Annotated in this window: 27 protein-coding genes; 14 read left to right on the top strand and 13 right to left on the bottom strand. The window is 41.7% G+C overall.

Features of this window, described 5'->3' with window-relative positions:
• Positions 1–14: 14 nt before the first annotated feature.
• Positions 15–962 carry an RluA family pseudouridine synthase gene (locus B8983_RS03190; protein ID WP_084282604.1) on the bottom strand — a complete coding sequence of 316 codons (948 nt, stop codon included), beginning with the start codon at positions 960–962 and terminating at the stop codon, positions 15–17.
• A 500-nt stretch (positions 963–1,462) separates the two neighbouring features.
• Between B8983_RS03190 and B8983_RS03185 the strand changes: the two genes are divergently transcribed.
• The 5 genes from B8983_RS03185 (at position 1,463) to B8983_RS03165 (ending at position 7,550) form a co-directional block, all read left to right on the top strand.
• On the top strand, positions 1,463–4,090 hold the full coding sequence (locus tag B8983_RS03185; RefSeq protein WP_084282603.1) for an Rne/Rng family ribonuclease: 2,628 nt from the start codon (positions 1,463–1,465) through the stop codon (positions 4,088–4,090).
• A 27-nt stretch (positions 4,091–4,117) separates the two neighbouring features.
• Positions 4,118–5,239 (top strand): GTP 3',8-cyclase MoaA, encoded by a 1,122-nt coding sequence (gene moaA, locus B8983_RS03180; protein WP_084282601.1) that lies wholly within the window; start codon positions 4,118–4,120, stop codon positions 5,237–5,239.
• Complete coding sequence (gene mobA / locus B8983_RS03175; RefSeq protein ID WP_234986870.1) at positions 5,239–5,844, top strand: molybdenum cofactor guanylyltransferase MobA; 606 nt, start codon at positions 5,239–5,241, stop codon at positions 5,842–5,844. Before moaA ends, mobA begins: the two co-directional genes overlap by 1 nt.
• Entirely contained in the window at positions 5,841–7,166 is a 1,326-nt protein-coding gene (gene moeA / locus B8983_RS03170; RefSeq protein ID WP_084282599.1) for a molybdopterin molybdotransferase MoeA, read from the top strand. The genes mobA and moeA overlap by 4 nt, the downstream gene beginning before the upstream one ends.
• A 66-nt stretch (positions 7,167–7,232) precedes the next feature.
• Entirely contained in the window at positions 7,233–7,550 is a 318-nt protein-coding gene (locus B8983_RS03165) for a hypothetical protein (RefSeq protein ID WP_084282597.1), read from the top strand.
• Here B8983_RS03165 and B8983_RS03160 read toward each other — a convergent pair whose 3' ends face one another.
• Complete coding sequence (locus B8983_RS03160) at positions 7,551–8,543, bottom strand: 2-hydroxyacid dehydrogenase (protein ID WP_084282595.1); 993 nt, start codon at positions 8,541–8,543, stop codon at positions 7,551–7,553.
• Positions 8,544–8,703: 160 nt separating this feature from the next.
• Here B8983_RS03160 and fdxA point away from each other — a divergent pair, with 160 nt between their 5' ends.
• From fdxA to B8983_RS03140, 4 genes are all read left to right on the top strand, one after another.
• Complete coding sequence (gene fdxA, locus B8983_RS03155; RefSeq protein ID WP_084282593.1) at positions 8,704–9,027, top strand: ferredoxin FdxA; 324 nt, start codon at positions 8,704–8,706, stop codon at positions 9,025–9,027.
• A 122-nt stretch (positions 9,028–9,149) separates the two neighbouring features.
• Positions 9,150–10,223 (top strand): NAD(P)/FAD-dependent oxidoreductase, encoded by a 1,074-nt coding sequence (locus B8983_RS03150; RefSeq protein ID WP_084282591.1) that lies wholly within the window; start codon positions 9,150–9,152, stop codon positions 10,221–10,223.
• 39 nt (positions 10,224–10,262) lie between these two features.
• Positions 10,263–11,057: a thymidylate synthase gene (locus B8983_RS03145; RefSeq protein ID WP_084282589.1), complete on the top strand. Its 795-nt coding sequence runs from the start codon at positions 10,263–10,265 to the stop codon at positions 11,055–11,057.
• A gap of 6 nt (positions 11,058–11,063) precedes the next feature.
• Positions 11,064–11,597 (top strand): dihydrofolate reductase, encoded by a 534-nt coding sequence (locus B8983_RS03140; protein ID WP_200806863.1) that lies wholly within the window; start codon positions 11,064–11,066, stop codon positions 11,595–11,597.
• Positions 11,598–11,606: 9 nt separating this feature from the next.
• On the opposite strand, the gene pmbA is transcribed toward B8983_RS03140, so the two are convergent.
• Entirely contained in the window at positions 11,607–12,971 is a 1,365-nt protein-coding gene (gene pmbA, locus B8983_RS03135; protein ID WP_143736078.1) for a metalloprotease PmbA, read from the bottom strand.
• Between the two features lie 55 nt (positions 12,972–13,026).
• Here pmbA and mog point away from each other — a divergent pair, with 55 nt between their 5' ends.
• Positions 13,027–13,653 carry a molybdopterin adenylyltransferase gene (mog, locus tag B8983_RS03130; protein ID WP_084282585.1) on the top strand — a complete coding sequence of 209 codons (627 nt, stop codon included), beginning with the start codon at positions 13,027–13,029 and terminating at the stop codon, positions 13,651–13,653.
• 24 nt (positions 13,654–13,677) lie between these two features.
• Here mog and orn read toward each other — a convergent pair whose 3' ends face one another.
• Positions 13,678–14,238, bottom strand: coding sequence for an oligoribonuclease (gene orn, locus B8983_RS03125; protein ID WP_255372795.1), 561 nt, complete (start codon positions 14,236–14,238; stop codon positions 13,678–13,680).
• A 27-nt stretch (positions 14,239–14,265) separates the two neighbouring features.
• Here orn and B8983_RS03120 point away from each other — a divergent pair, with 27 nt between their 5' ends.
• Positions 14,266–15,522 (top strand): M48 family metallopeptidase, encoded by a 1,257-nt coding sequence (locus B8983_RS03120; protein WP_084282583.1) that lies wholly within the window; start codon positions 14,266–14,268, stop codon positions 15,520–15,522.
• A gap of 11 nt (positions 15,523–15,533) precedes the next feature.
• A complete protein-coding gene (gene rsgA / locus B8983_RS03115) occupies positions 15,534–16,496 on the top strand; it encodes a ribosome small subunit-dependent GTPase A (protein ID WP_084282581.1) in 963 nt (320 codons plus the stop codon).
• Between the two features lie 19 nt (positions 16,497–16,515).
• On the opposite strand, the gene B8983_RS03110 is transcribed toward rsgA, so the two are convergent.
• The 6 genes from B8983_RS03110 to rpsP all read right to left on the bottom strand — a co-directional run bounded on the left by B8983_RS03110 (position 16,516) and on the right by rpsP (position 20,529).
• Entirely contained in the window at positions 16,516–17,460 is a 945-nt protein-coding gene (locus B8983_RS03110; protein WP_084282579.1) for a CobD/CbiB family protein, read from the bottom strand.
• A complete protein-coding gene (locus B8983_RS03105; RefSeq protein ID WP_084282577.1) occupies positions 17,457–18,149 on the bottom strand; it encodes a CoA pyrophosphatase in 693 nt (230 codons plus the stop codon). The genes B8983_RS03110 and B8983_RS03105 overlap by 4 nt, the downstream gene beginning before the upstream one ends.
• A 116-nt stretch (positions 18,150–18,265) precedes the next feature.
• Positions 18,266–18,667, bottom strand: coding sequence for a 50S ribosomal protein L19 (gene rplS / locus B8983_RS03100; protein ID WP_084282575.1), 402 nt, complete (start codon positions 18,665–18,667; stop codon positions 18,266–18,268).
• 90 nt (positions 18,668–18,757) lie between these two features.
• Positions 18,758–19,537 carry a tRNA (guanosine(37)-N1)-methyltransferase TrmD gene (trmD, locus tag B8983_RS03095; RefSeq protein ID WP_084282572.1) on the bottom strand — a complete coding sequence of 260 codons (780 nt, stop codon included), beginning with the start codon at positions 19,535–19,537 and terminating at the stop codon, positions 18,758–18,760.
• Positions 19,538–19,605: 68 nt separating this feature from the next.
• Complete coding sequence (rimM, locus tag B8983_RS03090) at positions 19,606–20,154, bottom strand: ribosome maturation factor RimM (RefSeq protein ID WP_159460797.1); 549 nt, start codon at positions 20,152–20,154, stop codon at positions 19,606–19,608.
• A gap of 126 nt (positions 20,155–20,280) precedes the next feature.
• A complete protein-coding gene (rpsP, locus tag B8983_RS03085) occupies positions 20,281–20,529 on the bottom strand; it encodes a 30S ribosomal protein S16 (protein WP_084282568.1) in 249 nt (82 codons plus the stop codon).
• Positions 20,530–20,691: 162 nt separating this feature from the next.
• Between rpsP and B8983_RS03080 the strand changes: the two genes are divergently transcribed.
• Positions 20,692–21,210 carry an META domain-containing protein gene (locus B8983_RS03080; RefSeq protein WP_084282566.1) on the top strand — a complete coding sequence of 173 codons (519 nt, stop codon included), beginning with the start codon at positions 20,692–20,694 and terminating at the stop codon, positions 21,208–21,210.
• Positions 21,211–21,268: 58 nt separating this feature from the next.
• The gene (locus tag B8983_RS03075) at positions 21,269–21,715 is read left to right on the top strand and encodes a hypothetical protein (RefSeq protein WP_143736077.1); all 447 of its coding nucleotides are present in this window, start codon (positions 21,269–21,271) and stop codon (positions 21,713–21,715) included.
• A 5-nt stretch (positions 21,716–21,720) separates the two neighbouring features.
• On the opposite strand, the gene B8983_RS03070 is transcribed toward B8983_RS03075, so the two are convergent.
• From B8983_RS03070 to B8983_RS03060, 3 genes are read right to left on the bottom strand one after another with little or no spacing between them, the layout of a single operon-like run.
• The gene (locus tag B8983_RS03070; protein ID WP_084282562.1) at positions 21,721–23,508 is read right to left on the bottom strand and encodes an acyl-CoA dehydrogenase; all 1,788 of its coding nucleotides are present in this window, start codon (positions 23,506–23,508) and stop codon (positions 21,721–21,723) included.
• A 45-nt stretch (positions 23,509–23,553) separates the two neighbouring features.
• Positions 23,554–24,486, bottom strand: coding sequence for an electron transfer flavoprotein subunit alpha/FixB family protein (locus tag B8983_RS03065; RefSeq protein ID WP_084282560.1), 933 nt, complete (start codon positions 24,484–24,486; stop codon positions 23,554–23,556).
• Complete coding sequence (locus B8983_RS03060) at positions 24,487–25,236, bottom strand: electron transfer flavoprotein subunit beta/FixA family protein (RefSeq protein ID WP_084282558.1); 750 nt, start codon at positions 25,234–25,236, stop codon at positions 24,487–24,489.
• Positions 25,237–25,262 lie beyond the last annotated feature (26 nt).

Below are 25,262 nucleotides of genomic sequence, written 5' to 3'. Positions count from 1 at the left end.
ACTAAATGATGAAACTATATTTTATTTTGAATTTCAAAGCCCTTTGGTGCTGGAGCAGAAATATTTAATTTCTCCTTGCTTAAAGGGTGGGTAATTACCAATTTATAGGCGTGGAGCATTAATCTTTTTGCTTTGACTAGCTTATCCATCTCCAAGACACCGTATTTATCATCCCCCAAAATTGGATAGCCATGATGTTGCAAATGCACCCGAATTTGATGTGTCCTACCAGTTCTTAATTGGGCCTCACCAACAAAACTCTTGCCATCTTGAGCTTGTCCCAAAAATTTGATCACTGTATGACTTTCTTGACCGAAATCTTCAACCCGGACTCTTCTTTCCCCATTTGCTAACAAATACTTATGCAATGGGTACTTAAGTGCAATATGTCCTAGCCCCTCTGTAAATGGTCCGTGCGCAACAAAAATGTAACGTTTATCCATGTTGCCATTACGAATATCTTCGTGCAGGATTGTTAAAGCACTCCGTTTCTTCGCTAACATCAAAATTCCTGAGGTATCGCGATCTAATCGGTGCACTAGTTCCAAAAACCTCAGTTGGGGTTTCGCGATTCTTAGTGCCTCAATTAATCCTAATGAAATGCCTGAGCCACCATGCACAGCTAAGCCGGAAGGTTTGTTAACAATGAGTAAAGCATCATCTTCATAAAGAATCGGCAAATTTTGGACAATTTTTTCAGCATTTTGTAGGCTAACCGCTGACAAAACCGCTGGGCTTTCTGGGCTTGCTACTCGAATAGGTGGAATTCTGAGAACGTCACCAGCTACGATTCGGCTCGTTACATCCGCCCTTTTCTTGTTAATGCGGATTTCTCCAGAGCGAATAATTCGATAAATATGGCTTTTGGGGACACCTTTTCCCCATTTCATCAGAAAATTATCCAATCTTTGCCCCTCTTCTTCGGGGGTAATCGTAATAAATTGGACGGAGTTTTCGGACATAGTTGGACTTTTTAGACTAATATTAATATGGTAATTGGAATTGATTTACTTTTCAGTGTCACTTTGACATATAATCAAAGCGTTATTGTCAAGGCAATGTATTCGATAGAGAACAAACAGGATCAATTGTAAGATCATTGTGTTCTCACTGCATTAGACCAAAAAATAACATTATAGCTAGGGAAGGCAAATATTTCCCCAAGGTAACTCCTCCCTTGTTGAAATGAGGAGAAGAAATGAAAGCTAGCATGTTGCCAGCAAAGAGTTGTTAACAGATTTTAATTGAACGCCATCAAGTTACTAATAACAAGATTAAGATAACTGGGCGAGCATCCTTCCGCTAATAGATTCAAGAATATTTATTAGCACTTGCAAGACGAGTGGTCAATTCATCACTGTCTTGCTATATTTCGCAAAGTGCGTTTCGCAAACTGCGAAGATGTATCTGTTGAACATTCTTCTAGTCACATGCCCTTTCTACTTTCTATTAAGGAAATGAAATGAAAAGAATGTTATTCAACGCAACTCAACAGGAAGAGTTACGCGTAGCGATTGTAGATGGTCAGAAACTAGTCGATTTAGATATTGAATCCGCAGGTCGTGAGCAACGCAAAGGAAATATTTACAAAGGTGTTATTACTCGTATAGAACCATCACTAGAAGCATGCTTTGTTAATTACGGTGAAGAGCGTCATGGGTTCTTACCATTTAAAGAAGTAGCTCGTAGTTATTTTGCTGAAGGTGTTGACGTTAAAAAAGTAACGATCAAAGAAGCCTTAAAAGAAGGTCAAGAAATTATTGTCCAAGTAGAAAAAGAAGAACGTGGCAATAAAGGCGCCGCTCTCACCAGCTTTATTTCGCTTGCTGGTCGATATTTAGTATTAATGCCGAACAATCCTAGAGGTGGTGGAGTTTCTCGCCGAATTGAAGGTGAAGATCGCCAGGAACTTCGTGAAGCAATGGGGCAACTAGAAATCCCTAATGGGATGAGTATTATTGCTAGAACCGCTGGTATCGGTCGGGATGCCCAAGAATTACAGTGGGACTTGAGTTATTTAATGCAACTTTGGACAGCGATTGATTCTGCAGCCCAATCAAACTCTGCCCCCCTGTTAATCTATTTAGAATCCAGTCTAGTGATTCGTGCGATTCGAGATTATTACCAGCCAGATATCGGCGAAATCTTGATCGATACAGAAGATATTTTTGAACAAGCGCAATCCTTCATGTCGGTAGTGATGCCAGACAACATGAATCGGGTAAAGAGATATCAAGAAGATATTCCACTCTTTTCCCGCTTTCAAATAGAACATCAAATTGAAACGGCTTATTCAAGAACGGTCAATTTACCTTCAGGTGGTGCAATTGTCATTGACCATACGGAAGCATTAGTTTCTATTGACGTCAACTCAGCGCGTGCGACAAGAGGTTCTGACATCGAAGAAACTGCTACTAGAACCAATTTAGAAGCGGCAGACGAAATTGCAAGACAAATGCGATTACGCGATCTTGGTGGCTTAATTGTGATTGACTTTATTGATATGGAGTCTCCAAAGAGTCAAAAAGATGTAGAAAATCGTATCAAAGATGCGTTGAAACATGATCGTGCCAGAGTACAAACAGGCAAAATTTCTAAATTTGGTTTAATGGAGATTTCACGCCAACGACTTCGCCCAGCATTGTCTGAAGGTACCCACGTTACTTGTCCGAGATGTACTGGTACAGGCCATATTCGGGATACAGAATCTTCTGCTTTACAAGTATTGCGGATTATTCAAGAAGAAAGTATGAAAGAGAACACCGCTGCGATTCACTGCCAGGTGCCGGTTGATGTAGCTGCTTTCTTATTAAACGAGAAACGCTCTGAAGTGATTAAGATTGAATCCCGTTCTAAGGTCAATGTCTTATTAATTCCAAATAAATACTTAGAAACGCCGCATTACAAACTTGAACGCCTCAAACATGATGATCCACGCTTAGATAATATTCAAGCGAGTTACGCCATTGCTGATGAAGTTTCAAAAGCAATGGAAGAAGATACGATTGTGAGCCGCCGAGCCCAAGATATCAAACCAAGTCCAGTTGCTGCAGTAAAAGGTATTACACCAAGTCAACCTGCTCCCGCTTCAGCACCAAAAGAGTCTTCTAAACCAATAGCTACGAACAATAGTTCTGGTGGTGTGATTGCTTTCATCAAAAAACTTTTTGGTGGCAATAAGACGGTAGTACCAGCTCCAGTCGAGGTTGTAGAGGCTCCTAAGCCTAAACACCCAAATCAGAGAAGAGGAAAAGGTAAAGGTCGTAACCAAGGAAATCGTCCCAATAAGGTACTTAGTGAGGATGGTCAAGTTGAAACTGCTACCAATGAAACTGGTGCTGAAAAATCAGAAACGACTAATTCACAATCAACACGTCGTAACCAACATCCACGAAATGATGCGCGTAGAAACCAAGCAGTCGCTTCTGCTTCGGATAACGCCAATACTGAAGGTGCTAGCATTGCAGCTACCGAAAACACTGACTCTGCGGTTAATGAGGGCGGTGAAGAAAAACGCAAAGGTCGTAATCGTAGGAATAGAAATCGTGGACGTGACAAAGCTGACCGTGCAAACCCAGAAGCGTCAACAGAGGTAGTCCAAGCAAGTAACGATTCAGTTACAGATAGCCCAAGAATGGAAACTCCTGTCGCAATTGAAGTCATAGCAACCCCATCATCAGGACAGAATGCGAATGATCCTATCGTAGTTACAGAACAAAAAACAGAAAGCTTTGTTCAAACAAGTTCTGTACCAAACGAAGTAAAAACTGAAACGCCAGTCATACCTACTCCAGTTGCTATCGTTGCGCCGACGCCGAAGTCTGAGCAAGTCCAATTGCCAGTCAGAGAATTACCAAAAGTTGTGCCAGCAATGCTTGATCGTGAAAGTTTAGAAGGTGTACTAAGTCAAGTTGGACTGGTTTGGGTGGATACAAATCCTGTTAAACATGAAGAAGTATTAGCTCAAATTGCCGCAGAACCAAAGCCAATCCATATTCCTAGAGCAATCAAACCGAAAGCTGAACTACCAGTGGGGCCAATGATTCTCATTGAAACCGGTGGTCAAGAGCGGACGATTGAATTGCAATAACGATTAAATCTTCAAAAGATTGTACAAATGAGTAAAACTATTCCTATTACTTCACTCGATGAATTAAAGAGTAGTTTTACCACCCTGCCTTTAATTCCTGAAAACTTGCGTCCTGCCGAGGGTTTCTTAAAGGACACTCGAGGTAGACTCTTACATGACTTAAGAATTTCTGTTACCGATCGTTGTAATTTTCGGTGTTCTTACTGCATGCCAAAGGAAATTTTCACTAAGCAATACAACTATTTAGGCCAATCCGAGTTACTAAATTTCGAAGAAATTACTCGGTTAGCAAAGCTATTTGTCGCCCATGGTGTAGAAAAAATTCGTCTCACTGGTGGAGAGCCTTTACTGAGAAAAGGTATCGAGGATTTAGTCCAGATGTTGAGTGCCTTATCGACTCCTTCAGGCAATGCGATTGATCTCACTTTAACAACGAATGGCAGTCTTTTAAAGAAAAAAGCCCAAGCCCTTTTTGATGCAGGACTTAATCGGGTCACTGTAAGCCTTGATGGCATCAATGACGACGTATTTCGACAAATGAATGATGTCGATTTCCCCGTGAAAGATGTTTTAGACAGTATTGAAGCAGCCCAAATGGTTGGCTTTCAAAACATCAAAGTCAACATGGTAGTAAAAAAAGGTACGAATGAGCACGAAATCCTACCCATGGTTGAACATTTTCGGAATACGGGTGTGATTTTACGTTTTATTGAATATATGGACGTAGGTAACACCAATGGTTGGCAAATGTCAGAAGTTGTTTCGTCGCAATCCGTCATTGACCTGATTAATGAGCGTTACCCGATTTCACCCGTTTCTCAAGGCTACTCTGGAGAAGTCGCCCAAAAATGGCGCTTTAATGATGGTGCGGGAGAAATTGGCGTTATTTCTAGCGTTACTCAAGCATTTTGTAGTTCTTGTACTAGGGCAAGAATCTCAATGGAAGGTAAATTATTCCTTTGTTTATTCGCCAACACCGGTTTTGATCTGAAACACCTCTTAAGAACGAATGTCAGCGACTTAGAAATTAGTAATGTGATTGCTAATATTTGGCAAGGCCGACAAGATCGTTATTCTGAACTGCGCGGAAAAATTCAAGCGGGAGAAATTTCTCACGCAAAAGTAGAAATGTCTTATATAGGTGGCTAGTGGAGAAGATTGATAAAGCTGAGATTACCGCACTCATCTTGTGTGGTGGCCAAGCTCAACGGATGGGTGGGCAAGATAAGGGGCTCATTCTGCTGCGTGATAAAGCACTCGTCGCATGGACGATTGAGCGTTGTCACAATCAAGTCGGTCAAATCATATTAAACGCCAATCGCCATATTGAAGATTACCAACAGTATGGTTGGCCCACCTTGCGTGATGCTAAGCAAGATTTTTCTGGTCCCCTCGCCGGCTTTCAGGTGGGATTAGCGCATTCAACCACACCTTATGTGTTGGTCATGCCCTGTGATACTCCTTTATTCCCGAGTAATTTGGCTGAGAAATTAGCGGATGCGATGTTGCAAAACAACCTCGAGTGCACCTATGCGGTAACGATGGAAGACGGAGTAGAACAAGCCCATCCCGTTTTTTGCCTCTTAAAAAGATCCGCTTTGGAAAGTTTGAACTTATTTTTAGGCACTGGCCAAAGAAAGATTGATCGATGGTTCTCTGAGCTTTCACATCAAAAAGTATTGTTTGATGATCCAACTGCATTTCTCAATATCAATACTCCAGAAGAGTTAATGCACATTGAACAATTGTTATGAATACTCCTAATCAACTACCATCACTCAACGCCTTTCAAGAGGACTGGCAACACCATCATAGCTCTGACTTATTCAATCCTAAAGCATTAGGACTAAATGCAGCATTAGAGTTTATGCGTTCTTATACAGAAGCATGTCTTCTGAACCTTAAGAAAGTTAGCATTCCAATAGAAGATGCTTTCGGGAGAGTTTTAGCGGTAGATGTCAAAGCACTCATCAATGTCCCAGCAGCCAACAACTCAGCGATGGATGGCTATGCATTTCATCATGAGGCTTTAAGGACTGACGCATCTGAAGTTCACTTACAGGTGATTGGTAAGCAACTGGCAGGTGACAGTTTACAAAAATTCTCTAACTTTACGCCAGCCATACACGCCATTCAAATCACCACAGGTGCTCTTCTGCCACCGGAGTGTGACACGGTGATTCCACAAGAGTGGATTCAACTTGATCAGACTGGAATTACTTTTGCTCCGAATAAAATTCGTGCCAAAGAAAACTGTCGGATGATGGGTGAAGATTTACGAATTGGAGAAATCGTTCTCTCTCAAGGTAGACGATTGAAAGCCAGCGATATGGGCATGCTAGCCTCAATGGGACTGAGCCACGTCGAAGTTTTTGAACAATTAAAGGTTGCAATTTTTTCTACTGGTAATGAAGTTACGGCAGTTGGAGAAACTCTTTTACCTGGTCGTGTGTACGACAGTAATCGATTTACATTAATTGGTTTATTAAAAGAACTGAATATTCAATTACTCGATTTTGGTATCGTCAAAGATGATGCGCAAGCACTTAAGACTACTTTTGCTAAGGCAGCCCAGCAAGCAGATCTGATCATTACCTCGGGTGGTGTATCCGTTGGTGAGGCAGACTTTACCAAACAAGTGATGAGAGAATTAGGAGATGTTGCTTTTTGGACCTTAGCGATTAAGCCAGGCAGGCCAATGGCCTTTGGCAAAATTGTTGATCATAAAAAAGAGTCTATTTTATTTGGGTTACCAGGTAATCCAGTGGCAGTTATGATTACGTTTTTACAGTTTGTTCGCCCCATGATCGAGTATTTAAGTGGTTCAAAAGCGACAAAAAAAATATCGCTCGTTGCCAAGTTAAGTACTGACTTAAAAAAACGTGCGGGGCGGACGGAGTTTTTAAGGGCTCGATTAAGTTCCGACTCAAGTGGACAAATTTGGGTAGAACCCCATAAGAATCAAGGGTCTGGAGTCCTCAGCTCGATGAGTCAAGCGGACTGTTTAATTGTATTAGAGGCTGACGATTCAGTCGTCGAGCGTGGTAGTTTTGTAAATATAGAAATGCTAATGTGACATTTCTAATATAATTCAAACAACAAATTTTATAACGCTAGTGTTATCACGGACCGGACTGTTGTCATGAGTAGTAGTAAAAGAGAAATTATTTCGGTAGATCCCATTCACACTGCTAAAACTTTAGTTTTAGTTTATCTGTGTTTTTCATTGCCAATTATTGGCTTATTTTTCTTTGACGCCTATTTTCGGTATGGAGAAATTCCCTTATTCGTGGTTCTTTACGGGGTATTTCTGAACGTTATTTTTGGCTTTTCTATTCTTTGGTTAGCATGCAAAGTGTATAACTGGGTAGCTGGAAAGTTTGGGGGTATTGAATTGGATCTCAAAGAAATACCCGTTGAACATACTACCCCCAAAGAAGATTTAAGTGACGTCACTTAATTAATCTTGCCAAATCTCTGGATTAATCATCGTTTTCGGTTTTTTGCCGGCTAGTCCAGCTAACAGATTATCAATCGCAAGATTCATCATCAAATAGCGTGTTTTCTCAGTTGCACTGCCAATATGTGGGGCGAGGACAACATTTGGCAAATTTAATAAGCCTGGGTGCAAATGAGGCTCGCCCTCATAAACGTCTAGTCCAGCGCCAAAAATACGCTGTTGTTGCAGTGCTTCCACCAAGGCGTTATCGTCCACAATCCCCCCTCTAGCAATATTCACCAAGGTAGCTGTCGGCTTCATCATCGACAACTCTTTGGCACCAATGAAATGATGGCTTTGCGGTGAATATGGCATCACTAACATGACATGATCGGCCGTTTTTAATAAAGTCTCTTTGTCTACGTAGGTCGCTTGGCAGGCTTGTTCTAGTTCAGGAGATAAAGGTCGGCGATTGTAATAAATCACATTCATTCCAAATGCCAAACCTCTCTTGGCAATTGCTTGGCCGATGCGCCCCATGCCCATAATGCCTAACGTGGAGTGATGAATATCTACCCCCAACATGCGCCCCATCTCCCAATGATGCCATTGACCATCTCGAAGCCATCTTTCAGCTTCCGACAAACGTCTTGAAATAGCCATGAGTAATGCAAACCCAAGATCTGCTGTCGTATCCGTCAGAACATCAGGGGTATTTGTACCAATAATCCCCCGTTGATTTAACGCTTCAACATCAAAATTGTTAAATCCCACGGCAATATTAGAAACAATCTTTAATGCACTAGCATTTTTTATTGTCTCTGCATCAACCCTTTCACTACCGGTGACTAACGCTCCATCTTTATCGAGCAAGCGCCTGGCTAACTCTTCTTTCGATAGTGGCTCTATTTGATCGACATAATCAACATCACAAACGGCTTCAAGTCGCTCAATTCCCTCAGGGAAAATCCTACGAGCAACTAGAATTTTGGGGCGAGCATTACTAGAATTCATGATTTTTAACTTTCAAATAAAGGGTTTTAATTGGAATTGACTTTTAATCAAGGTGGGGGAATATCTAAATCACCACAATGTATAACAAATTTAGCCGTTATTTTACGAAAATAGAATTTTCTCAGCTAAAATAATCGTTTTAACACACTTTATACATCAAATGACTTACGTTGTCACCGAAGCTTGTATCAAATGTAAATATACCGACTGTGTAGATGTTTGTCCGGTCGACTGTTTCAGAGAAGGTCCTAATTTTTTAACGATTGACCCAGACGAGTGTATCGACTGTGCCGTTTGTGTTCCAGAATGTCCTGTGAATGCAATCTACGCCGAAGATGACGTTCCTGGCGATCAGCAAGAGTTTATTAAAATCAATACTGAACTTTCCCGTCAATGGAAATCGATTACTAAATCGAAGGGCTCATTGCCGGAAGCTGAAGAGTTTAAGGATGTTAAAAATAAGCTTGCGCTACTCATTCGCTAAGACTTTTTCTCGAGCGGCCCAAATATTAATTTGGGCTTAAGTAGGTACCCATATTTATAGATCTACAATTTGCTTTAAATTAAGCAAATTGTTTACTATTTTGTCTATTTAGGAAATATTTCGTGTCAGAACTCAACACCTCTCCATTCAATTCAACTGATTTAATCGAAACTGAAGCTGTCATTGTTGGCGCAGGTCCAGTCGGACTTTTCCAGGTGTTCGAATTAGGTCTCTTAGAAATCAAGGCCCATGTCATTGATTCTTTACCTGTCGTAGGTGGTCAATGCGTAGAACTCTATCCAGACAAACCAATTTATGACATTCCTGCCGTCCCTGTTTGTACGGGTCAGGAGCTAACGGATAATTTGTTAAAGCAAATCGAACCATTTGGTCCAACCTTTCATCTCAATCAAGAAGTGGTTGAAGTCACCCCGCAGGAAGATGGTCGTTTTGAATTAGTTACTTCACTCGGCACTCGCTTTTTAACAAAGACGATCTTTATTGCTGCAGGTGTTGGCTCTTTCCAACCAAGAACGATTAAAGTGGATGGCATTGAGCAGTTTGAAAATAAACAACTCTTTTACCGCGTAAAAAATCCTGACTTATTTGCAGGTAAAAATCTCGTGATTGTTGGTGGTGGAGACTCAGCACTTGATTGGACTCTCAATTTTGTTGGTAAAGCAGAGAGCGTGATTTTGATTCACCGTCGTGACGGCTTTAAAGCAGCCCCTGCTTCTGTGGCAAAGATGAAAGAACTTTGTGAACAGTATGAAATGCAATTTGAAGTCGGACAAATTACTGGCTTTGAGCAAAATGGTGAACAGTTATCCCACATTAAATTAACAGGAGCTGATGGCGTTACGCGTCGCCTCCCCTTGGATATGTTGCTTGTGTTCTTTGGCTTATCGCCAAAACTCGGTCCGATTGCAGACTGGGGGCTTGATATTGAACGTAAACAACTCGTGGTCGATACAGAAAAGTTTGCGACAAACATTCCTGGCATCTATGCAGTGGGTGATATCAATACTTATCCAGGTAAAAAGAAACTCATTTTGTCAGGCTTTCATGAAGCAGCTTTGGCAGCTTTTGCGGCTAAAGAGTATATGTATCCTGATAAAAAAGTCCATTTACAGTACACCACTACCTCGCCTAAATTACATAAAGTCTTAGGCGTGGAAACCCCTACTTTTGATTGATTTCTCCATGAGAGATTGGTTAATCAATTAGAATAAGTCATGGACTCTTATTTACACATGATGCGCCATGTTTTAGAACATGGTACTAAGAAAACAGACCGAACTGGTACAGGTACCCTTTCGGTCTTTGGACATCAAATGCGCTTTGATTTATCCAAAGGTTTTCCAATGGTTACCACAAAAAAAGTTCATCTGAAGTCCATTATTTATGAACTCCTTTGGTTTCTCAAAGGCAGTACCAACAATAATTGGCTTAAAGAACGTGGTGTTTCAATTTGGAACGAATGGGCTCAAGAAAATGGTGAACTTGGCCCCATTTATGGTTACCAGTGGCGCTCTTGGCCAACTGCAAATGGCGAACATATTGATCAAATTAGTCAGTTAATTGACCAAATTAAAAAAACCCCAGACTCCAGACGATTAATTGTTTCCGCGTGGAACGTGGCAGATATTCCCTCAATGGCCTTGGCACCCTGCCATGCATTTTTCCAGTTCTATGTAGCTGATGGCAAATTATCCTGTCAGTTGTATCAACGCAGTGCTGATATTTTCCTAGGAGTACCTTTTAATATTGCTAGCTATGCTTTATTAACCCACATGATTGCTCAACAAACGAATTTAGAGGTGGGTGATTTTGTTTGGACCGGTGGCGATTGTCATTTATACCTGAATCACTTAGAACAAGTCGACTTGCAACTCTCCAGAGAGGCCTACCCGTTGCCCAAGCTAGTGATCAAGCGCCATCCTGACTCCATTTTTGATTATGAATTCGAAGACTTTGAGGTGATTAACTACACCTGTCACCCGGCAATCAAAGCGCCTGTGGCCATCTAGGACAACATTTTGACAATTAGCATTATTGTTGCCCGCTCAAAGTCTGGTGTTATAGGCATCAATAACCAACTACCTTGGCACCTTCCAGCCGATTTAAAGCACTTTAAAGCAATCACCAGTGGTCACCCCATCCTAATGGGTAGAAAAACCTGGGACTCGCTAGGTCGACCGTTGCCAAACCGAAGAAACATCGTGATTTCTCGCCAAACGGGACTAGATTTAGCAGGTGCTGAGTGTTTCTCGTCATTGGAAGCTGCGATTGCAGCATGCCAAGATGCACCAGAGGTGTTTATCATTGGCGGTGCACAAATTTATGAGCAAGCTTTATCACTGGTCGACCAATTGATCATTACTGAAGTAGATATTGAGGTGGATGGTGATGCTTTTTTCCCAAGCCTAGATAACTCTTGGCACATTGTGGCGAAAGAAGATCATCCTCAAGAACATCATCTGGCTCAACCTGATCAAGCAGGTAAAACATACCCTGCCTATTCATTTATTACTTATCAACGCGTCCCAGGTGATTCGCCTAGGAACTAAACTGGCTCCTTAATTACCGCCAATCATCATTTCGTTGATAAGGATTGAGCCTGTTTCTTTGGTTCCGCGAACCAAGGCATCGCCACCGATGGTCGCAATATTCATAAACATATCTTTCAGATTCCCAGCAATAGTAATTTCTTCAACGGGGTAACAAATTTGTCCATTTTCAACCCAATACCCAAAAGCACCCCGTGAGTAATCGCCTGTTACATAGTTCACGCCTTGTCCCATTACTTCCGTAACCAGAAGTCCAGTACCCATTTGTTTCAATAAGTCATCTAAGGTGTGATTTAGCGGAGTCAAATTACTGCGCAACTTTAAATGGTGAGAGCCGCCAGAGTTACCCGTCGTTTGCATGCCTAATTTTCTAGCCGAATAGGTAGACAAGAAATATCCTTGTAACTTACCGTCATCAACGACGACTCTTTGTTTAGTTTTGACACCTTCATCATCAAAAGGCGTACTACCAGTTTCCCTTGGGCGATGAGGATCCTCATCGATTTGAATATGCTTAGGAAACACTTGTTTTCCCAGTGAGTCTAATAAAAAACTCGATTTTCTGTATAAAGAACCACCTGATACAGCCTGCACAAAACTGCCGAGAAGACCGGCAGCAAGAGGTGCTTCAAAAATTACAGGGCATTTCCGCGTTTTAATAGAACGGGCATTTAATCGAGATAAAGCCCGCTTGGCCGCATACGCTCCAATTTCTTCTGGTTTGGCAAGTGCCTGTGGGATTCTGGAAGAGGTATACCAATCATCACGTTGCATCACACTGCCAGACTTTTTATTCTGACTAGCGATGGGCGCGCAAGAAATAAAATGTCTTGAGAATGGGTAACCGGCTAAAAAGCCTTTAGTAGTTCCCATCTGAAAATGGGCTTGATTCGAAGCTACGGTTGCACCATCACTATTCGTAATTCTTTTACTCACGGCAAAGCTAGCATCTTCTGCTTTACGGGCAATTTCGACTGCTTCCTCAACCGATAACTCCCAAGGGTGAAACAAATCCAAGTCCTTTGGAGAAAGTTCCAATAAATCTCCCTCTGCCAGACCAGCAAAAGGATCTTCGGCGGTAAATCTAGCAATATCGTAGGCTGCTTGGACAGTTCTTTTTAAGGAGGCCTCGGAAAAGTCACTGGTACTAGCATTGCCTTTTTTTTGTCCTAAATAAATACTAACGCCGAGCGATTTATCGACACTTTGCTCAATGGTTTCAATCTCTCCACAGCGAGTGCTAATCGACAAACCATGACCTTCAGATATTTCGACGGCAGCATCAGTCGCTCCCAAGGCTTTCGCATCAGAGAGCGTATCTTTTATAATTTGTTGGAATTGTTCTTTTGAATAAGTAAATATTTTTTTTGTCATTCGAATATCATAACGATAAATTTAGATTAGCCCTAAAGCAGAAAGATTTCCCCTAATGTCAGACACAACAGCACAACAAATATTATCGCTTGAATCGGTCAAGATTGGCTTAATTTCTATTTCGGACCGAGCCAGTTCTGGGGTATACCAAGATGAAGGAATCCCCTCTTTAAAAAATTGGCTTGAAAAAGCAATTCAAAATCCAATCACCTTCGAAATGCGCTTAATTGCTGATGAAAAAGAACAAATCGAAGCTTGCCTCAAAGAATTGATTGATACCTGTCATTGTGACTTAGTATTAACCACTGGCGGGACTGGCCCTAGTCGGCGGGATGTAACCCCCGAGTCAACCCTAGCGGTTGCCACGCGGGAGATGCCTGGCTTTGGAGAGCAAATGCGTCAAATCAGTTTGAATTTTGTCCCTACTGCCATTTTATCGAGGCAAGTAGGCGCGTTGCGAGAGATCCAGGATCATGCTGCACTCATGATTAATTTACCAGGCCAACCCAAAGCGATTACTCAAACCCTTGAGGGTCTCAAGGATGAAGCTGGAAAATCAATGGTTTCAGGAATTTTTGCGGCGGTGCCATATTGTATCGATTTAATCGGTGGCCCCTATATCGAAACCAACGAAGAAATCGTCAAAGCCTTTCGTCCCAAATCAGCGCTTCGGCCTCGGTAATATTTTGGCCCGATAGAAATGTATTCAGCTTTCAGGTGACCGGAAAAAATTAGCCCGATAAAAGCGTAACTCTTCAATTGATTCGACAATATCGGCTAAGGCCGTGTGGGCTTGTTTTTTAGTGAACAATTTTGCGGTTTGGGGTTGCCAGCGCTTACACAACTCTTTTACTGTCGAAACATCAATATTACGGTAGTGAAAATACTCTTCAAGTTCTGGCATATACCTTGCCATAAAACGACGATCTTGATGAATCGTGTTGCCACACATCGGTGAAGTGTTTGGTTTAACATGTTGTTTCAAAAAATCTAAACAAATCTTCTGTGCTTGCTCATCTGAAATCAAAGAAGCCTTCACTTTATCGATTAACCCTGACTTACCATGGGTTCCTTTATTCCAAGCATCCATTCCATCCAATACTTCATCACTTTGATGGATCACTAATACTGGCCCTTCTGCAACAATTTCCAGTTCACCATCGGTAATAAGAATGGCGATTTCTAAGATTTTTTCTTTCTCTGGGTCTAAGCCAGACATTTCCATGTCCAACCAAACTAAACGGTCTTTTTTCAATTCTGTGTTCAATTTCTCTCTCGCTCTTATAATTACTAAATGATATTTACCTATATTTTCCTTCTTTTTTTATTTCTCGGACTATTTATCCAATTTATCTTGGCAAATCGTCAAATTCAATCGGTCATTCAATTTCGAGGTGAGGTGCCAAAAGGCTTTGAAGAAAAGGTGACTTTAGAAAACCATCAGAAGGCTGCGGACTACACCGTGGCTAAATTACGTTTTGGTATGCTGGAAATCGCCCTATCGCAAGCAATGTTATTAGTTTTCACCATGTTTGGCTTGTTATATGCCGTCCATTTAAAGTTACTCGATTTTTTATCTGCGGGTGTTTGGCAACAAATCAGTTTGATTTTAGGGATTAGTATTTTATCGAGTGCGATTGATTTACCATTCGCTTGGTATCGCCAATTTCATCTCGAAGAAAAATTTGGGTTTAATCGAATGAATAAAAAATTATTTTTTATCGATTTTTTCAAAAACATCCTTCTCAGTCTTTGTATTGGGGTTCCTTTGTTATGGGTCGTGCTAACCCTCATGTCAAAAGCTGGAGATTATTGGTGGATTTTTGCATGGGTAACGATGGTGAGTTTTATCCTCATTGCAACTTTGGTATTTCCGATTTGGATTGCACCCTTCTTTAATAAATTTATTCCCTTAGAGGATGGCCCATTAAAAGATTCCATTCAGGCTTTATTAAACCGTTGTGGTTTTGTTAGTAATGGTTTATTTGTCATGGATGGAAGTAAGCGAAGCGCCCATGGTAACGCTTACTTTACTGGCATCGGCAAAAGTAAACGAATCGTATTTTTTGATACGCTGATTGAAAAACTTTCCCCTTTAGAAATCGAAGCAGTACTTGCCCATGAACTTGGGCATTTCAAAAAAAATCATATTCGTAAAAGAATGGCTATGACATTTGTAACTACTTTAGCTGGTCTAGCACTCCTAGGTTGGTTAATGAATCAAGTTTGGTTTTATGAGGGTTTAGGGGTAGAACCATCACTCAACGGAAATAATGCTGGCTTAGCTTTGGCCCTATTCTTTTTGGTCACGCCAGTATTTACCTTTTTTATTACACCGCTTTCTAGTTTGTTATCGCGCAAACATGAGTTTGAAGCGGATGCCTTTGCCGCAGAAAAAACTGATGCGAATGAATTGATCAAAGCATTGATTAAACTCTATCAAGATAACGCAGCGACATTAACTCCTGATCACTGGTATTCTGCTTTCTATGACTCGCATCCCCCAGCGCCAATTCGGATCGAGCACCTTTACCAGTTGTCACTCAGGTAATCAGTTAATCCATGCCAAATGAGGTCATTGACTCACTTTTAATCGCCTCTTTTGGCAGAAATTATATTGCTAGATCCATCGCAAAGCTCCCCTCCGGTGAGGAAGAGTTTTGGGAGGTCAATAGCCGTGGGAAAAAACACTTAGCTGCAGTAGGTGATCGATTGACGCTGACCAAAACCTCAAATAATCAAGCGGTCATTGAAAAAATACAACCAAGAAAAAATTTACTCTTTCGATCGGATGCTTTTCGATCAAAGTCAATCGCGGCTAACGTCGATCAAGTCATCCTGGTATTAGCAACCCAACCCGCATTTTCACCTGATTTATTAGGTAGAGCTGCCATTGCAGCAGAACATGACGGAATCGAATTTCGGATCTTATTAAATAAAATTGATTTAAGTGAATCATTGGCAAAGGCAAGAGAACTTCTTACACCTTATCGTCAATTAGGCATCCCCATCCATGAAATATCAGCCAAGTCTTCACCGGAAAGCTTAATGGCGATTAGATCTCATCTAGCTGGTAAAGTTTCCGTATTAGTGGGGCAATCAGGCATGGGGAAATCAACCCTTCTCAATCAATGGATTCCTACTGCGTTAGCGCAAACACGTGAGCACTCCATTAAGCTAGACACTGGCAAACACACCACAACCGCTTGCAGATATTATGACTTGCCATCTGAATGGGGTAGTGCAAATGGTAAGTTGGGAGCATTGATTGACTCACCAGGTTTTCAAGAATTTGGGTTAGCGCATATTTCAGAAAGTGAACTTCAACACGCTTTTACAGAATTTGGCCCTTATCTAGGCCATTGTAAATACAATAATTGCACACATCTGCATGAACCAGAATGTGCAGTTTTAACAGCAGTTGGCTTGGGGAAAATATCATCTCAGCGCCTGAATCTATTCCGACAATTAGTCCATGAAACAAGGAATGCCAGCACTCAGGTGTTAGAAAGACCCAATAAATAGGATGAGGTTGGTAATATTCTTACAACCAAATAGCAATCGAAAGCATCGCTAAAAGAATCATCCAGAGAACTACCGCTCTCCAGACCAATGAGGCCCCCGAGGCGAGATGGGCTGGCACTGGTAGCATGCCATACTCTTGCACAGGCAGAACGCCCTCTTCCGCCAATTGAATGGCCTCTAAACTACCAAGCTGAGCTAAGGGTTCGCCTAGTTGAACACCCAATGCGCCACCCCCAGTACCAATTAGAATTGCGGCAGATTGGTTATCCCATTTTTGCTGATGAAATCTCCACGCGTAAACTGCTTTCTCAAAATTACCGACAATCGTAAAGCCGATAGCCGTCAATCGAGTCGGTACCCAATCAATTAAATAACGCCATTTATTGATATGCTCAATCAAGACTGGGCTGGCATTGCCGAATTTCCAAGTTTCCTGAGCCATTAAAGTCAAACGGTACATCACGACACCCGCAGGACCAATTGGTACTAAAAACCAAAAAAATACCCCAAAGACATGCGAGTGAACTGCCAAAATAGAACGTTCCAGGGTGTGTCGAACCACTTCGGACTCTGTTAAGGTTTCAGTGTTTAAACTAGGTCCAACCCAGGCACTCAATTCAGTTCTAGCAGATTCAATTTGACGATTATTCAGTAACTCTTGAATTCTGGTGAAATGATGACTGAACTGTCTAAAACCCATAAAAAAATATACGATAGTCACATTCCAAAACAATGCGAATAGAGGCTGATTAAAAATTAACCAAAGATGTACGGCAAAAACCAAGAATACCGGAGGAATTAAAAGCATTGCAATGGCAATCTTCGCGGCATCTGCTTCGCCGGTATCGCAAAAATTAGGGACTTTTTTTACCCAATTACGACACATTCTCATGACCCAGTGGTCTTTTCCTACAGGAACATATTGCTCAGCAAACAACGCAAATAACACCGAGAAAAAAGTCATTGGTGAGCCGCCCTTAAAAAGTGATACAGATTTCTTAACATGCCAGCAGTGGCACCCCAGATAAACCGATTTTCATAGGGCATCGCATAAAAAGTTCGACTCCCCTCTTCGGTCGTTCGTTGACGTATTTGATGATTTGCGGGATTCATTAAAAAAGCAAGAGGAACCATAAAAATTTCATCCACCTCATTGGTGTCCGAAGCAAAAGTACTAGCTTGCTTGACAATGCCCACTACTGGTGTGACTTGATAGCCAGTAATCGTATGATAGTCGGGTAAAGCCCCTAAAATTTCGACATGCGTGGGATGAAGACCAATTTCTTCATGTGCTTCTCGAAGTGCTGTCACTTGAATATCAAGATCTGCATCTTCCTTTCGCCCACCAGGAAAGCTAATCTGACCAGCATGATCATTTAAGTGTGCGGCTCGTTGCGTTAACAACACATGAATTTCATCATTCATATTTACAAGTGGCACTAAGACTCCCGCAATCCTTTTCTCGTAAGTATCGAGGTAGGCGATCGACATGCGGGACTCATCGGTTAGTTCTGGAGCCCATTCGAAATGTTTTGTAAATCGTTGGCGAAGCGCCGACTCATTCAGAAATTTCTCGTCAATGGCAGGAGTATCTAAGGAAGGTACCAAGATTGGTACTAATTGGGGGTCATACTTGGGAACTCTAGGTCGCATAAGATGATTATAAGGAATCTTTAATCGCTTGACTACTTTACAAAACAAAAAGCTCCGTGGTGATTAACCAAGGAGCTTTTGTTTGAATGACTTTTAAGTTAGTAGTTAACTCGAGCTTATGGAGCTGGAGTTGCTGCAACCTTAGCCACTTTAGTACGAGAAACCAACTTCTCTTTAATACGTGCTGATTTACCAGAACGCTCACGGAGGTAATAAAGTTTCGCACGGCGTACATCACCACGACGTTTAACTTCAATACTTGCGATTAAAGGAGAGTAAGTTTGGAATGTTCTTTCAACACCTTCGCCTGAAGAGATTTTACGAACGATGAAGCTGGAATTTAAGCCACGATTACGTTTTGCAATCACTACGCCTTCAAATGCCTGCACACGCTTACGTGTACCTTCAACTACGTTTACGCTCACGATGAGAGTATCGCCAGGAGCGAATGGTGGGATTACTTTATTACTAGTTAGACGAGCAATTTCTTCTTGCTCAATTTTTTCAATCAAGTTCATAGATTTCCTTATGTATCTTTACGACGTTTTATTCCCTTGTGAATCAAATACTATCGCGATTCGGGACCCGTAAGAGGATACGATTAACAGTTACTTGCCAAGCTGAGATGATTGGGTTTGTAGAAATTCCTGCAAAACTTTCTCATCTTTTTTACTCAACAACCCTTTATTTCGAGCCGCCACAATTAAATCAGGACGCCTCTTTTGGGTCGCAATTAATGCTTCACTGCGACGCCAATCCTCTATTCTACCGTGATGTCCACCTAAAAGCACCCCCGGTACTAAAATATTTTTATAATTTTCAGGCCTCGTGTAATGTGGGCAGTCCAAAAGCCCCTCACTAAAACTGTCTTGCTGGGCAGAATTCGCATCCCCAAGGGCATTTGGCAGCAAACGAATCAAGCTATCCATCACAACTAAAGCGGGTAACTCGCCACCTGACACCACATAATCACCGATACTTAATTCAAAATCAACGTGTTGATCAATGAAGCGCTGATCTACTGCTTCGTATCTGCCACAAACCAATGTAATCTGCTCCAACTGACATAGTTCCCGAGATAACTCTTGATTAAAGACGCGACCTTGGGGAGACATTAAAACGGTGGGGCCTTTTTTAACGGTGAATTGCTTAGAAATATCGCTATGGATTGCCTGTAGGGTATCTTCTAAGGGAGCCGCCATCATGACCATGCCAGGACCACCTCCGTAAGCCCTATCGTCGACGGTCTTGCGAGGATCCGTAGTAAAGTCACGCGGATTCCAGGTATTTAACCTGCAAATATCTTTCGAAAACGCTCTACTAGTAACACCATATTGGGTGATAGCTTCAAACATTTCAGGAAAAATAGTGATTACATCAAACCGCATGAACACACCCTCAAGCTCGTTAAACTATTGCGCAACAATGCTTGTAAAAAAATACCTTACAAAGATTATTACCAGTCATTTTCCCATTCAACGACAATTCTTGGCTGGTCTGTATCCTTTAAAAAAACATCGAGAATAAACGGAGCAACAAAAGGAATTAAACGTTGTTTTTTTGCATCATCTTCAATCACTAGGACTGACTGTACGCCATTCTCCATTAATTCCGTAACCTTACCAAAGGATTCTTGATGCTGGTTGATCACTTGAAGACCAATTAAATCAGACCAGTAATACTCATCTTGGCTAAGACTTGGAAATGATTTGCGAGAAACTAAGATTTCAGCAGATTTCAGACTCAGCACGAGTTCTCGATCGTTTAACCCTACGAGCTCTAAAAGAATGGTACCACTATGATTACGTGAGGTATAAACCTGATAATTTTTTAAAGTTTGTGGATCTCGAGGATGTCGAATCCATACTTCCTTAGCTTTCAATAATGCTACAGGATCATCCGAAAAAGGTCTAACCTTCAATGCACCCCGAATACCATAGGCATCAATCACCGTACCAAGTTCTACTAAGTCGGCGGGTAATGTATCTTTAGATTCGATTGTCAATTGACGAAGAATAAATTAGTTACGGGAGAAAATTGCAACAGACCAACTGATGGTTTAATCAAATTGGCCTGAGTATCTTATGGGGACCAACAGTTGGCTCCACCACGATCCGAACTAAATATAAAATTAAGCTACAGTTTTATGTTGCTTGATTAAACGCTTAACAGTTGGAGACATTTCAGCACCTACACCAGTCCAGTATGTCAAACGATCCTGAGCAACACGAAAACCTTGTTCTGTTGAGATTGCACGAGGATTGTAGTAGCCTAAACGCTCTACGAAATTAGAGTCACGACGATTACGCTTATCAGTTACAACTACGCTGTAAAAAGGACGCTTTTTAGAACCACCACGAGCAAGTCGAATAACGACCATAAGTATTTCCTTAAAATAAATCAAAAAATTAATCGGATTCCAGGACAAACTAAACAATTACTGAACTATCAATCTTCACTGGCATCTGCAAAATTTCAGTTGCATAATGGTCTCAGTAATATTACTTAGCCGGAAAGCATACTATTTTAGCGTAAAACCAATATGACGACAAACACTTCTTTATTAAAAAAGTCTTTTTTGAGTATTTTCTCCAGATTATCTGCCTTTTCAGCCTTATTTTTCTTGGTTTCTTGCACTTCTGTCCTCCCCGATTGCAATGTCTGTTCATCCCCTCCATTAAATGCGTTAAATGGCCATTGGACCCTAGTACGTTGGAATCTCCCCCCTCAAAATGGCCAAATCAAATTTAGAACGATTCCCGAAATAACGAGTCCAGACCATATTTTTATCGACTTTGATGCCTCGAAAAATCTACTTTCTGGTTCTACCGGATGCAATCACTTTTTTTCAAACCTCAAAGAAGATAGCAAAGGTGCAATTGTTTTAGGTCCAATTGGTAGCACTCGCAAAATGTGCCTTGAAAATCAACGAAACCTTATCGAAAAAGATTTTTTGAACGTTTTAGAGGACTACCGCTCCTGGCAACAAAACCAGAACCAGTTATTACTCTTTGGAAAAAGTGGTGATGTTCTAGTATTTGCTCGAAATAAAACGAACTAACTTTTCGCCTCATCAACACCAAATACAAAAGGTTTGCCGAAGCATTATCATAATGTTTATGGCTAACTTTAAATCAAAACTCCTTACCTGTACTTTAAGTACCTTCTTACCCGGCACGGGCTTACACTTTGCGTACCTATTTGGCTTGAAGAGCAAATGGTTTTTTCTACAAATCGCCTGTTTATGTATTGGTGTTTGGGGTTGGATGGAATTAGCGCAGACCGAAAAAGAGTCAATACTTGGTTGGATTGCCGTGATTCTTGGAGAGGGTTCGATTCTGGCAAGTTGGATTGCAACTTTTGCATTTGGCCTGCGTCCTGACGAAAAGTTTGATGCTCAATTTAATCCCTTGTCTACCAAAAAGAATCAGTCTGGTTGGCTCATCATTTTGTGCGTAGTCGTTGCCTTAATGGTTGGAGCATTTTTTCTGATGTCAGGTCTTGCCATTGCGTTTGAACAATATTTCAGCATGCAAATTGAAGCCGCCAGGAAAATTTCTCAATAATACTTTTAGAACTGATCAGCGGTCATTGCATTCAAACTCTTGCCACCCTGAGTCACTGCAACTGCTAAGCCCGGAACCTGAGTTAAGAGCTGTTGGGCAAAAAATATCGCTGTAGTAACTTTTGCCGCATAAAATTCTGGATCTTCATTCGCCAGCTCTTCAGCAATCAATAGAGTCCTGGCCATCTGCCAACCCGAAAGAGTCAGCCCAGCCAGTTTTAAATAGGTAACACTGCCGCCAAATACTGCCTTAATGTCTTGCTTAGCGTTTTGCAACACGTACTCAACAACTTCCTCAAATGCCAGTCTCGCTGGCTTTAAATGGCTTAACATCATGAGAGCCGCATCGGATGCGTGCGTAGCCAATTGAGTTTCGGTAGTTTCGATTTGTTTTGCAATCCGCTTAGCAACAGCGCCACCATCTCTTAGGGTTTTTCTACCAACCAGGTCATTTGCTTGAATGGCAGTAGTCCCCTCATAAATTGGCAGTATTCTGGCATCTCTGAAATGTTGAGCGGCACCAGTTTCTTCGATATACCCCATTCCCCCGTGGACCTGAATACCTAGGCTCGCTACTTCCACGGATACTTCCGTTGAAAAACCTTTGATAATTGGCACCAGAAACTCAAAAAATGTTTGAGCTAATATTTTTTCTTGTGGATCGACAGCCTGATGACTCGCATCTTGGGCAGCGGCACCGACGTAAGCCAAACTACGCGTGGCCTGTGTATAGGCTCTCATCGTTAAAAGCATCCGTTTGACATCTGGGTGATGAATAATGGCCACAGGTCCATTCGAGCCAGATAAATCCCGACTTTGTAAGCGCTCTTTTGCATACTGGACTGCCCGCTGATAAGCTCGTTCCGCAATTGCCACCCCTTGCATACCCACATTAAACCGTGCTGCATTCATCATGATGAACATATACTCTAGTCCACGATTTTCTTGACCGACCAAATAACCGGTCGCACCACCGTGATCTCCAAATTGCAAAACGGCTGTTGGACTCGCTTTGATACCCAGTTTATGCTCAATCGATACACAATGAACATCATTACGCTCACCTAGAGAGGCATCCGGATTGACAAGAAATTTAGGAACCACAAATAACGAAATACCCTTCACTCCCTCAGGTGCGTCCGGTGTTCGAGCTAATACCAAATGAATGATATTTTCAGCGAGATCATGCTCGCCATAGGTAATATATATTTTTGTACCAAAAATCTTATAGCGACCATCAGGCTCTGCAATCGCCTTGGTTCTCACTAAAGAAAGGTCCGAACCAGCTTGTGGTTCGGTAAGATTCATCGTACCGGTCCACTTACCTGAAATCATATTTGGTAAGTAACTATGTTTGATTTCATCACTAGCTGCTGTTAATAATGCCTCGATGGCACCGTCTGTCAATAAGGGGCAGAGGGCAAAGGACAAATTGGCTGAATTCATCATTTCGGTACAAGCTGTAGCAAGTAATTTGGGTAGGCCTTGCCCCCCATACTCTTGCGGATGAACGACCCCCTGCCAACCACCTGCGACTAGCAACTGATAGGCCTCTTTGAAACCTTTGGCAGTAAAGACTTCATCACCCTGTAAAGATCCAGGAGCGCAGTCAGCGCTCCAATTCAAAGGGTCTAACACTTCTTGAGAGAATTTAGCACTTTCTTCTAAGATGGCCTGGGTCATCTGTGCGTCTAATTCGCTCGCTTGAAAACCAGGGTATTTACATATCTCAGATAGCCCAGCCAGTTGATTCATCACAAATGCCATTTCCTTTAAAGGGGCTTGGTAAGACATTGCTTCTCCTTAATTTGATGAACCAACTGATGCTTTTACAACAACTTAACCTAACTCTTGAATCAACTCTGGCACCGCTGAAAATAAATCGGCGACTAAGCCATAATCTGCCACACCAAAAATAGGCGCATCAGGATCTTTATTGATAGCAATAATCACCTTAGAGTCTTTCATACCGGCTAAATGTTGTATCGCGCCAGATATCCCAACCGCAACATACAACTGTGGAGCAACAATCTTGCCAGTTTGGCCAACTTGATAATCATTTGGCACATAACCAGCATCTACGGCAGCTCTGGAAGCACCAAGCGCAGCCCCAAACTTATCGGCTAATGGCTCCATGACTGCATGGAAATTTTCCGCTGAACCTAGTCCACGACCACCTGACACGATGATTTTGGCTGAAGTTAATTCAGGGCGATCGAGTTTTACTGTCTCTTTACTAGTAAAGGTGGTCAAGGCAGGATTACTAATCACAGCAATTTCTTCCACACTTGCTTGACCTTCTAAAGATGCTGGTTCAAAGGAAGTTGCCCGCACACTCAATACCTTAATGGCATCCGTCGCTTGAACAGTAGCAATCGCGTTACCCGCATAAATCGGTCTTTCAAAAGTATCTGCAGAAATGATATTGGTCACTTCTGATACTTGAGCAACATCTAACAATGCCGCAACTCTTGGCAAAATATTTTTACCAAATGGCGTCGCGTTTGTCAGAATATGAGTGTAATTAGCGGCAATCGCTACAACTTGGGCACTTAATGGCTCTGCAAGTTGATTTGCAAAGTAATCCGCTTGTGCCAATAACACTTTGGTAACACCTTTGATTTTTGCAACTGCATTTGCAGCCTCTCCAGCTTGATCACCGATGACCAATACGTGGATTTCATCGGCTAACTGAGTTGCCGCAGTTACTACATTCAAAGTACCTGCTTGGATGGATTGATTTTGATGCTCTGCTATAACTAACGCGACCATTTAGATTACCTTTGCTTCATTTTTAAGTTTTTCGACCAAAGTTTTAATATCTGGAACCATGACACCAGCTGACCTTGCTGCAGGCTCAACAACTTTGAGAGTTTTAAGACGTGGCGTGATGTCAACCCCTAAATCTTCAGGCTTCATTGAATCTAATGGCTTTTTCTTCGCTTTCATGATGTTCGGCAAAGTGACAAATCTTGGTTCATTGAGTCGGAGGTCAGTGGTAATCACTGCAGGCAATTTCAACGCAATCGTCTCTAAGCCGCCATCAATTTCACGCGTCACAGATAAATTACCATCTTGCACAACGACTTTAGAAGCAAAGGTTGCTTGACCAGCATTCATTAACGCGGCCAACATTTGACCAGTTTGGTTACTGTCATCATCAATTGCTTGCTTACCTAAAATAATAATTTGCGGTTGTTCTTTATCCACAATCGCTTTGAGCAACTTAGCTACCGCGAGCGGCTGGACTTCTTCATTCGCTTCAACCAATATGCCTCGGTCAGCACCAATTGCCATCGCTGTTCTAAGGGTTTCTTGACAAGCCACAGGTCCGATAGAAACAGCAATTACTTCCGTTGCAATACCAGCATCTTTTAACCTGACAGCCTCTTCCACTGCAATTTCATCAAAAGGGTTCATGCTCATTTTGACATTGGCAGTTTCAACTCCGGTTTGATCAGACTTCACTCTAATTTTGACGTTGTAGTCAATAACACGTTTTACGGCAACTAATATCTTCATAATGACCTAAATTTTTAAATTAAATG

The organism is Polynucleobacter kasalickyi (assembly GCF_900176405.1).
Lineage (GTDB): Bacteria > Pseudomonadota > Gammaproteobacteria > Burkholderiales > Burkholderiaceae > Polynucleobacter > Polynucleobacter kasalickyi.
The sequence above is the reverse complement of the archived record's forward strand: the minus strand, read 5'-3'. Positions and strand labels throughout refer to the sequence as shown.